At 71.0% G+C, this 10,504-nt stretch carries 10 protein-coding genes; 3 read left to right on the top strand and 7 right to left on the bottom strand.

Annotated features, from left to right (window positions below):
* Nucleotides 1-694 (top strand): molybdenum cofactor guanylyltransferase (locus WG209_RS24755; protein WP_337177791.1); only part of this gene is annotated, 694 nt, incomplete at its 5' end.
* 68 nt (nt 695-762) lie between these two features.
* Here the strand turns inward: WG209_RS24755 and WG209_RS24750 are convergent.
* From WG209_RS24750 to WG209_RS24720, 7 genes are all read right to left on the bottom strand, one after another.
* Entirely contained in the window at nt 763-1,248 is a 486-nt protein-coding gene (locus tag WG209_RS24750; protein WP_337177790.1) for a TraR/DksA C4-type zinc finger protein, read from the bottom strand.
* A gap of 553 nt (nt 1,249-1,801) precedes the next feature.
* Nucleotides 1,802-3,343 carry a hypothetical protein gene (locus WG209_RS24745; protein ID WP_337177789.1) on the bottom strand — a complete coding sequence of 514 codons (1,542 nt, stop codon included), beginning with the start codon at nt 3,341-3,343 and terminating at the stop codon, nt 1,802-1,804.
* Nucleotides 3,340-4,620, bottom strand: a complete 1,281-nt coding sequence (locus WG209_RS24740) for a hypothetical protein (RefSeq protein WP_337177788.1) — start codon at nt 4,618-4,620, stop codon at nt 3,340-3,342. The genes WG209_RS24745 and WG209_RS24740 overlap by 4 nt, the downstream gene beginning before the upstream one ends.
* A 612-nt stretch (nt 4,621-5,232) precedes the next feature.
* On the bottom strand, nt 5,233-6,393 hold the full coding sequence (locus WG209_RS24735; protein WP_337177787.1) for a hypothetical protein: 1,161 nt from the start codon (nt 6,391-6,393) through the stop codon (nt 5,233-5,235).
* A gap of 83 nt (nt 6,394-6,476) precedes the next feature.
* Complete coding sequence (locus tag WG209_RS24730) at nt 6,477-6,878, bottom strand: PilZ domain-containing protein (RefSeq protein WP_337177786.1); 402 nt, start codon at nt 6,876-6,878, stop codon at nt 6,477-6,479.
* 120 nt (nt 6,879-6,998) lie between these two features.
* Nucleotides 6,999-7,361, bottom strand: a complete 363-nt coding sequence (locus WG209_RS24725; RefSeq protein ID WP_337177785.1) for an STAS domain-containing protein — start codon at nt 7,359-7,361, stop codon at nt 6,999-7,001.
* Nucleotides 7,362-7,383: 22 nt separating this feature from the next.
* The gene (locus WG209_RS24720; RefSeq protein ID WP_337177784.1) at nt 7,384-7,851 is read right to left on the bottom strand and encodes an STAS domain-containing protein; all 468 of its coding nucleotides are present in this window, start codon (nt 7,849-7,851) and stop codon (nt 7,384-7,386) included.
* 334 nt (nt 7,852-8,185) lie between these two features.
* Between WG209_RS24720 and WG209_RS24715 the strand changes: the two genes are divergently transcribed.
* Together WG209_RS24715 and WG209_RS24710 are read left to right on the top strand one after the other, a co-directional pair.
* Complete coding sequence (locus WG209_RS24715) at nt 8,186-9,190, top strand: DUF1573 domain-containing protein (RefSeq protein WP_337177783.1); 1,005 nt, start codon at nt 8,186-8,188, stop codon at nt 9,188-9,190.
* Nucleotides 9,187-10,443, top strand: coding sequence for a glycosyltransferase (locus WG209_RS24710; RefSeq protein WP_337177782.1), 1,257 nt, complete (start codon nt 9,187-9,189; stop codon nt 10,441-10,443). The genes WG209_RS24715 and WG209_RS24710 overlap by 4 nt, the downstream gene beginning before the upstream one ends.
* Nucleotides 10,444-10,504: the final 61 nt, after the last annotated feature.

Here is a 10,504-nt window from a genome sequence, read left to right as displayed (position 1 = left end):
GCGGGGCCCCCCCCCCCCCCCCCCCCCCCCCCCCCGCCCCCCAACGCCCACGGTGATCGCCATGCGAGACGTCGTCGCCATCGTGCTGTGCGGCGGGGCGAGCCGCCGCATGGGCCAATCGAAGGCCGACCTCCCATTCGGCGACGAGACGCTGCTCGAACGCGCGACGCGCCAACTCCTGGATGCCTTCGAGCACGTCGTCGTGGCGGCGGCCCCCGGCCAGCCGCTCCCCCACCTCGATGCCGGTCGCGCGCGCATCGTCCGCGACGCCTCGGCGTATCTCGGCCCATTACATGGGTTTTCGACCGCGCTCGACGCCCTCGCGGCGTCGGCGGAGTTTGCGTACCTCGCCGCGGTCGACGCGCCTGGGTTCACGCCGGATTGGCCCCGCCTGTTGCGCGGGCGGATCGGCGACGCGGACGCCGCGGCGGCGAAGATCGGCGGTCGGGTTCAGCCGTTCGCGGCGCTCTATCGCGTCGGCCCGGCCCGCGAGGCGGTCGCCTCGCTCCACGCGCAAGGGTCGCGGCAGCTGGTCTCGCTCCTGGACCGCCTCGCAGTTCAGTGGCTGCGCGAGGATGAACTCGCGACGGTCGACCCCTCGGGCGACCTGTTCCGGGATCTCGACAGCCCGGAAGACTATCGCCGGGCCCTCGACCGGATGGAGAGGGAGTCGTCCCGGTTCGAAAAGGGATGAGGGCCGCGCGGGACCAGCCCGGACGACCCTCGCCTTGCGACCCGACCCATGCCCGGAGGGCCCGCTCGTCAGCGGGCGGAGTCGCTGAAATCGACCTCGAAGTCGCTGAGATTGATCGGCGCGTCTCCCTCGTCGTCCGAGGACTTGGAGTAGACCTTGTCCCAGCGGTGGGCGTCCGACTCCAGCGACCGGCCGTACTGGCCGAGCCGCTCGTTCTCGCGCTGGCAGTCGATGCAGCTGTTGGTGTACGGCAGGGCGTTGAGCCTGGGCTCCGCGATCTTGCCGCCGCAGAACTCGCAGCGGCCGTAGACGCCCGCGGCGATGCGCTGGAGGGCGTGCTCGATCTGGCCCAGCTCGCGGCTCTCGATCTCGACCAGGCGAGAGCTGATCTCGTCGTTCGCCGAGTCGACCGCGGCGTCGATGTTGTCGGCCATGCCGCCGGCCTCGGAGAACTTACGGAAGGCTTCGAGGTCCCCGGAGAGCGCCTTGCGGAGGGCGTCCCGGCGGGCGACCAGCCGAGAAGTCAGGCGATGCAGAGCGTCTTTGCGGGCCATCGTTACACCTCCGGGTGACAAGATTAGCTGCCGAGTCGCTGAAATCCGGCCGCCAGGGATCGGGCCCGCCGCGAGGCGGCCACGATCGGGCAGGGCGGCGCGAATGCTGGGTCAAGGAGAAGATAGCTCACCGAAATACCCCGACCGACCGATCCGCCGGATTCCGGCGGCGGGACCGATCCCGCCACGCCTACATGCGACACCGTCTCAAGCAAAGTGGGCGCCGCCCGTCGGGACCAGGTCGGGCATTTCGGGCGGGTCGAGGGTATTACGTCGACCGCGCCGAAAGGTTTGACGAATTTTCTAGGATTTCGTTCCCGCCCTCCGACGCTCGACATCGCGGCTCAGGGCCACGCGCTCGTCGGCTCGATTCAACCTGGCCGGACGTTGTTCACCGCGCGGGCGGCGTCCGGCCCTTTGAATTAGGAGGGCGATGGGGCGGGAAATCGAGGCTATTGTGTGCCTGATTCCCGGAAAATCAACGAAAAAATCCCCGCCGCCGAGAAAATGTCGAAAATCGGGGTTGCGGAGCGACGGGCCGACGCCCTCAAATTCAGCGCGGCAGGAAGAAGTCGGAAGTCACGCGCGGGCTGGCGCTGCCGGGCAGATGGAGGAAATTGACGTACCGCCGCTGCCGCGGCCCGTCGAAGGTCCATTGCAAAACGGTGCGGCCCCTGGTAGCCACCACCGACCGGCCGTCCGGCCCCACCCCGAGCGCGGCGCGGACCTCCGCAGGGGTCTTTCCCCGCAGCCCCTGCCCCTCGTCCGAGGGAGGCGGCGCGTCCGTCCCGGCCGCCACGGCCGGCGCGTCCTTGACCCATTCATCTCCCTCGCGGCGGTAGCCCCGGAGCTTGAACGCCTCGACGACGAGTTCCGAGTCCGGGGCGATCTTCCGCGCGCGTTCCAGGAGCTGGCGCGCCGATTCGGCGTCGTTGAGGAGCGCCTCGTAATCCGCGGCCAGGGCGATGGGCCCCTCGGCGTCGGCGTCGCCAAGCCGGTCGCGACGGTGCTGGAGCCAGTCGCGATAGAATGCAAGCTCGGCCGCCGGGTCGTTGGCCCGCTCCCGCAGCAGCTCGCCGATCGTCTTCACGTCGGCCATGCGCAGCCCATCCATCCGCTCGCGGGCGATCCGCCGGGCCTGCTCGACGAGTTTCGCCGCCAGCGCGGGACGCTCGGGGACCAGCCGGGTCGCGTCGTCGACCGCCTGGAGGGCCGATCGCACGTCCCCGGCCACGCGAGCCTCCAGCAACCTCTGGACGACGTCGGCCCAGAGCCGGCGATCCAGGCCCTTGCGTTCCTCCGGACTGGCGGCCCGGTAAGCGGCCGCCGGATCCTGCTCGTACCGCTCCGCCAACGCCCCCGCGATCGACCCCGCGCCGGCGGCGTCGGTCGCGGCCGAGGGGAATAGCTCCTCGACGTCCGCCCTCAGCGCCTCCAGGTCGGCGGGCCTGGCGGCCGAGGCGAGCATGGCGCGGAACGCCCGGTGCGCCAGGGCCGACGGCGCGGGCTCGGCGACTCCCTGCTTGCGACCTTGACGCGCGAGCGTCAGCCATTCGCGGGGGGCGTCGACCGTCCCCCGACGGTCGTCGGCCTCGATCCGCAGGGCCTCGGCCTCCACGGCCTTCGCGCGGGCGGCGAGGGGCGTATCGCCGAAGTCCTTCGCGCGGGCGGCGGCCCAACGCGACCACTCGCGCCGACGCTCGAAGTCGCGCGCGGGGAGCGCGGCGACCGCCTTGTCGAGCCGCTCCAGGTCGGCCGGCTGAAGTTCGACCGCCTCGGCGTCCAGGTAGAGTCGCGTCCCGTCGCGCGTCAGCCGCCCTCGGACGATCGCCGCCGGGTTGCGGGGGGGCGTGCTCGGCCTCAGCGATTCGGGCAGCCGGACGGGGACGGGCGTGCGCCTGAGATAAAGCTCGTCGTAGCCGACGCGGGGATGGTTCTGGAAGAAGCGGATCCGGTCGTCCACGCTCACCAGCTTGCCGACGAGGTCGTCGCGCTTCATCAGGTCGGCCGGCTCGACGGCGATCGGCGTCTCCTGGGCCCCGGCCGCGCGGAGGGCCGCGAGGGAGAAAAAGAGGAGGGCCATGGCGCGGATCATGGTTCGATGCCCTCAATGGGGACGGTCGACGAGTCGGGGTCGGGCCAGCCGAGCGCCGCGAGCGCCTCGTGGAATTGCACGAACAGCCCGCTCTTGGGCTCAAGCCGGACGACCCAGCCGCGGTCCTCGGCGTCGTATTCGAGCGCCGCGAGCCGGGCGCCGAAGACGACCTTGTCTCCGGCCTTCGGTTGGGCCAGGTCGAACAGCTCGAACCCCCGGAAGTCGACCCGCGCCGACCGATCGGGCCGCGCCCCGCCGGCGCGGAACGACCCGGCGTCGTCGGTGGGGAGGACCACGTATTCGATCTCATACCGCCCGCTCGGGTCCGCCGGGGATGATCGAATCTTGGAGTCGAACAGGACGCCGCGCCCCTTGTAACGGTCGCTGAACCGGGACTCCCATTCGCCCGGGGTCGTCGCACGCGCCGCCTCGTCGAGCATCTCCTCCAGCCCGAGGCTCGCGAGGTTGACGTAGAGCGCCGCCTCGTCGGCCGCCTGGCGGATGCGGTCGGCGTCCTCCACCTGGCCCCCCAGCGCGTCGACGGCCTGCCTGGCCGGGGCGAGGAGCTGATGGGCCCGGTCGAAGTCCCCCGCCTCCAGCGCGGGGATCCCCTCGACGCGCCCCAGTTCGGCGACCTGCGGATAGCTCTGGCGGACGGTCCGCCAGACTCGCAGGGAGATCGTGGCGACGACCACCAGCGCGACGAGGGCGAAGATCCAGAGGGGCTTCCGCGTCGACCTCCCGCGAGGCCGGGGCTCGATCTCCACGACCGGACGGCCGCGGCGGGCTGGACGCGCGGGGCGACGATCGACGACCGGCTCCGACGCGTGCGCCGCGGCGGGAATCTCGACGTCGGAGGCGGGGCGCGGGCGGGTGGGTCGGCGCGGCTCGGGCCTCGGGGCGGCGTCCGCGTCGTCCTCCCAGGGGATCTCGATCTCCCGCGTCGGGCGAGACGCGGGACCGGCGACGTCGACCGTCGCCTCGACCGCGTCCTCAAGCTCGATCGGGCCTTCTTCGACGGGCATCGACGACGCGAACGACCCGGCGGGCCGGCGCGAAACCGGCGACGCCACGCGTGGGCCGGGGTCGGGCAGGGCGCTCGCCGGCAGGACGAAGACGCCCTCGCCGCAGGCCGGGCAACGCAGCGCCTGGTATCCCTCGGTGCGCTGGCCGCGCACGCGATGCCCCATCGGGCAGAGCACGTTGTAATACTGGACCTCGGCCTCCGGCGCCGACAGCCCCCTGATCCAGTTCTTCGCGCGGACGATGAGCCCCAAGGAACCACCTCTCCCCGGAGGGCCCCCTGACCTACCGACGATCAGCCCGGCCGCGTCCGAACCACGACGAACGTAAGATGGGATCACGGGAATTATGGGGGCTCGCCAGCGGCGGGTCAACGCCGCTCCCGCCCGCCGACGACCGGCCCGGGGGAAATCCTCCGGTTTCCTGAAATCGCGAGGCTCCCGCCGCTGATCCTGCCAAAGACTTGATGACCGTGTTCTTTGACATCCCGGGAGCAGTAGGGCATCGAAGGCCCCAGGCGGGTCCTCGTCCTAATTCGTCCCCTCTCCCGCCGGTAGACGGTAGCCGCGTTGGCGGCGGGCGAGGGTCGTCGCGGCGCGGCAGGCATGCCGGCGCGCGGAGACCATGAATCGCCGCCGTCTCTACGATCCGGCGACCCTCGCCCGGCCTTTCAGATCACCCTTTCACGGCGAGGGCGGGAATCCGCGTTTTCACGCTCGGCGGTTCCGGGATTGGCGCGAGAAAAGCACTTCGAAAACGACGAACGAAGCCAAGCCGTATCAGGTACAACTCGGTATCCTGATACGGCTTGAGATTAAGGACACGCAAACCTCGGCGCGCGAACGAAGCCAACGCGACGGGTGGGCTCAGTAGCGGAGCACGCCGGCCAGGCCGGTATCGGTCGGCATCCGATCGGCGGGGACGACGACGACCTCGCCGCCGGAGCGGAGGACGGCCTCGGCCACGTCATCCAGCAGGTCGTCGACGCCGGGGTCGTCCAGGGACTGGGTCCGCTGGACCTTGCCGCCCCCTTCCAGGTCCAGTCGGCCAGGCACGATCCGGTCGGCCTCGATCATCAGCATCCCGATCCGCCCGGCGGCGGCCTCTCGCGCCGCGTCGTGGACGCGCGAGACGGCCTTGCCGGCGGCGTCGGCCGCGCCGAAGGTCTCCTTCAGCCCGGCCAGCCGGGCCAGGTATCTCGGCTCGACCACCTTCCAGGCTCGATCGCGGAGGCCGTCGACCGTCAACGCCCCCGGGTCGACGGCGATCCCTTCGGCGAGGATCGCGGAGTTGCGGCTGAGCTTGCGGAACTCGGTCTGGTACTCGGGGAGCGCCGCCAGGATAAGCGGCTGGCCCGAGGGCTTGGAGAAGCGGTCCTCGACCGCGCGGTCGACGAACCGGAAGAAGCGTTCCTTGTCGGTCCGCCTCTCATCCTTCCGGCCGCCAATCCCGGGATGGAACGCCGGATCGCCCTGTGGGCCTCGCGCGGGGCCGGGCGTCCAGGCCATCTCGTGCTGCTCGGTCAGGTCCTCCCCGAGCGCCTCGACGATGGTCGAGGGCAGGTCGCCCAGGTCGACCTCGTCGAGGACGTCGCGGTTCCCCTCGAAGAGGCGGAAGTTCTCGCGGTCAAGCCACAGGACCTGGAAGCGGTCGGCGGATTGGACCATGCGGAGTATGGGCTTGACGTGGAAGCTGTCGGCCACCACCACCAGTTCGGCCACGGGCCGCTGGACCTGATAATAGACGAAGGTGTCGGGCGTGCGGAACATCGCCAGCCCGTCCTCCTGGTGGCTCCAGAACTGGTAATCGTCCTGAAGATCCCGCATCGGCTTCAGGAGCGAATCGATTTCGCGACCCGGGTATTTCTCGGCCAGCGACCGCTCCGCGGCGGCCAGGAGATTCTTGAACCGGATCGGGTCCTGCAGCCGGTCCGGGTTGGCGCGGTGCGTCGGCTGGTACAGCGAGATCGCCGGGGAGGCGGCGGGCTTCAGGAGCCCGGCGAGGTCGTCGATCGTGACGTGGCTCATCGATTTGGATCCTCCAAGTTTCGGAATCACGATGAGATACGTCGTGTCGCAACTCTCGGGCCGCCGCCGCCCCCCCCCAAGGATCAGGCGAAGCCCCCTCGCGTCGCGATTTCGAGGAACGGCGCGGGGCATTCCTCCCGGAACTGGAGTCGCGCGGCGTGATCGCCGCCGGCGAGGGTGGAGACTTCCAGCACGTCGGCGCGGACGCAGCCGGCGTAGGCCGGGCTCGCCAGCCTGAGCCAGACCTCCTGCCCCTCGGCGAAGGCCAGCGGGGAGACGACGCGGGCCCCCCCGCGGCTGATATTCTCCAGGCGGGCCGCGACGGTCTCGAACGCCGCCCCCCCGGAGCGCCAGCCGCCGATCCAAACGCGATAATCCACGGCGGGCAGGCGAGGGTGAAGCCGGCGCTCCAGCGAGATATGGGGCCCTCGCCGGCGGGCGTGGCCCGAGGCCGACCCGCGGCCGGTCGTGCGTCGCGTCTCCAATGAAGCAGCCTCCCTAATGAACGCGGATCCGGGTCGTCATTGACTATGACAACGCTAGGCCGCGTCCGCGCGGGGGGCCGGTCGCGTCGGAGGAAATCCGCGCGACGTGGCGACTGGGGCTCAGGCGTGGAGGGTTTCCAACGAGGATCGCAGGTCGCGGTCGACGCCGAAGAGCCGGTCGAGGTTGGAGGTGCGGAAGACCTGCTGGAGCACCGGGGACAGCTCGCACAGCCGGAGCTTGCCCTGGGTGCCGTCCACCCGCCGTTGCAGCAGGATCAGCTTGCTCAGCAGCGTGCTGGAGATGAGGCCCACGCCGGTGAAGTCCAGCACCACCCGGATCGGCTTGCCGTCGTTGGGGAGGCGGTCGGCGATCTGGTCGGCGACCTCGCGCACCGTGCGCTCGTCGAACAGCTGGCGGTCGAGGAAGCGGACGACCTTGACCCCGTCGACCTCGGAGATGGTGATCCGCTCTGCTGGGGGCATGGGGGGGTCCTGGCTGGGTCGTTCAGTCGGGTTCGGATCCGGGGCGCCTGCGGCGGAGTCGGCCGAGGCCCGGCGAGGTCGGCCCGGGCGGGCGGCGCGGGGCCGGTTCGGGCTCGTCGGGCGCGGGCGAGTCGCCGCGACGGACGGCGGCCCTGGCGGCCTCCCGATCGGCGACGAACTCGAAGAGCCTGTCGAGCTTGCTGACCCGGAAGACCTCCGCCACCGTGGGATCGACGTGGCAGAAGACCACGCGCCCCCCATTCTGCCTGGCGGACCGCTGGAGTGCCACGAAATTCCCGAGCGCCGACGAGCCGGCGAATCCCACCCCTTCCAGGTCGATCACCACCGAGGGCGGCCCGCCAGCCTCGACGTGTCGGTCGTAGATCCCGCGCAGCTCCAGCGTCGGTGCCGGATCGAGGCGAAGGCAGTCCCAGAATTCGGCGAGGAGGTGATCGTCGGCCGCGTGGACCTGGACGGACGGATTCAGCATGAATGGACACCCGGGGCGCTCGCGCCAGGCCGATCCTCCGCGGCCCTCGCCGCGGGTGGCGCCTCGACGCCGTCGCGATAAGATCGTAGCATCGCGCGGCGATCCCCTCCAGGCGCGGTCGCCCGCGCCGTCGGCGGAGTCGTCGTAATCGGAACTCCCGCGTGCGGTTGCGGGATTTCGACTCGCCCCGGAGGCCCCGCGAGGCCGATCCCTGGTCGTCAGGGAAGGCGCCACGCCGGCCGACGCCCCATCACGCCGGGCCGATTCCCGGCTACAATGGGGGCGTCCGCAGGGATGCGACGGGAGCTTCCTCGATCCGCTCGGAGCCGCCGCGATGCGTTCGATGCGATATTACGCGGGCCTGATGGTCCTGGTGCTCGGGGCCTCGAGCGGATCGGCCCTCGGCCAGGGGTACGAGTGGCTCGACGACGCCCTCCCGGAGCGGACGTTCGACTTCGGCACCGTCGCGCGGGGGTCGCAGCTCCGCCACGCCTTCCCCATCGTCAACCGCGGCGACTCCGACATCCGGATCCTGGAGTGGCGGACGAAGTGCGGCTGCACCGACGTGAAGGTCGGCGCCAAGACGATCCCCCCCGGCACCCGGACCACGATCGAGGTGACCGTCGACACCACGCGGTTCCAGGGGCATAAGCCCTCCGGGCTGACGCTGATCTTCGAGAGCCCCTCCTACGTCCAGGTCGACCTGAACACGAATTGCTTCATCCGGAGCGACATCGTCACCAACCCCGGCCAGCTCGATTTCGGCATCGTCCGCCGCTCGTCCACCCCGCCGACGACCTCGCTGAACCTCACCTACGCCGGCGGCCGCCCCGACTGGGCCGTCACCGCGATGCACACCCAGACCGACCGCGTGGAGGCCCAGTTCCAGGAGGCCGGCCGTTCCCTCGAGGGCTATCCCGTCTTCACGCTCTCCGCGACCCTCAAGTCCGACGCCCCCAACGGCTCGCTCAAGGACGAGGTGACGCTCACGACCAACGAGGGGGAGAAGATCCCCATCTCCGTCGTCGCCAACATCCAGGGAGCGGTGGCCGTCACGCCGGCGATCGTCAACTTCGGCCAGGTGAAGCCCGGCCAGAGCGTCACCCGGACCGTCCTGGTCCGGTCGGACAGGCCGTTCAGCATCACCCGGCTCGCGACCACCCGCGACGACCTCAAGACCGACGACCAGGCCAAGGGCCCCCAGGCCGTCCACCAGGTCAAGCTGACGCTGACCGCCCCCGCCGACCCCGGGGCGTTCCACTCGGTGATGACCGTCCAGACCGACATCCCCGACGAGCCCGAGGCGACCCTGAAGGCGTTCGCCACGGTCGCGCCATGACGACGAGGGATCGCCTCGCGCTGGCCGTCGCCGACGTCAACTGGGCCACCACGGATCACCTCTTCCGCGAGCTTGACGAGGACGAGATCGACGTCCTCGCCCTCCGCTGCATGGACTACCGCAACGGCTGGCGGAAGGGGATCAAGCCCTGGTCCCCATCGACCCGGACCCGGCCCGCCGGCGCGAGGCGATGGACGCGCGACGTGCTGCTCCCCCCCGGCCTCCTCAAGCGGCTCCCCGCCCTGGGCATGCGGCCGATCGCCCGCTCGATCCGCCGTTTCTGGGCCGACCGCCCCGACGCGGCCGGCGCGCTGGTCGCCACCTACCCGTATTACGTCCGGCTGGCGGAACTCCTCCGGCCCGAAGCCTTGCTCTACTACAACTTCGACGACTACGCCCTCTACTGGCCCGGCCAGGCCGAGATGCTGCGCCGCCAGGAGGACGAATTGATCGACCGCGCCGACGCCACGGTCTGCACCGCGCTGACGCAGGCGGAGGAGTTCCGGCGGCGCGTCCCGTCGGCCGCGGACCGAATCCACCACATCCCCCACGGCACCCCGTCGGCCTTCCTGGCGAGCGCGCCGCTCGATCGCCCCGGGCCCGCGCCGGCCGAGCTCGCCGCGCTCCCGCGACCTCTGCTGGGTTACGTCGGCTCGCTGGAAGATCGGCTCGACTGGACGCTGCTGGACATGATCGCCGACGCCTTCCCCGGCGCGTCGCTGGTCCTGATCGGCCGGGCTCCCGATCCCGGCGGCGAGCCGTGGCGGGCGGAGTGCCGGCGGACCCTGGATCGGCCCAACGTCCACGCGCTGGGCTGGCGACGTCAGGACCAGCTGCCCTCCTACTACCAGGCGTTCGACGTCAACCTGATCCCCTACCTCGTCGATCACCCGTTCAACCGCGCCTGCTCGCCGACGAAGATCATGGACGGCATGGGGGCGACTCGCCCCATCGTCGCCACGGCCGTCCCGGAGTGCCGGCTCTACACCCATTTATTCGACGTGGCCGAGACGCGGGACGAGTTCGTCGCGATGGTCGGCCGGATCGTCGCGGCGCGCTCGGACGACGGCCGCGCGGCGAGGCGGTTCGAGCACGCCGCGGCCAACACCTGCGCGAAGACCGCCGCGCGTGTCGTGGCGACGGTCGCCCGCGCGACCGCGCCCCAAGGGACCTCTCCTAGGTTCTGTCTGACGGCTCGTAAAGCGTTACGATGGCGGCTTCACCAGGGAGGCCGCGATGACGCGACGCTATGAGCTGAAGGACGAGGAATTCGCGCTGATCGCCGACCTGCTCCCGCCGACGGGGCGGCCGGGC

This window comes from Paludisphaera sp. (assembly GCF_037189885.1).
Lineage (GTDB): Bacteria > Planctomycetota > Planctomycetia > Isosphaerales > Isosphaeraceae > Paludisphaera.
Note: the sequence above shows the minus strand (reverse complement) of the source record. Positions and strands in the feature narration are given on the sequence as shown.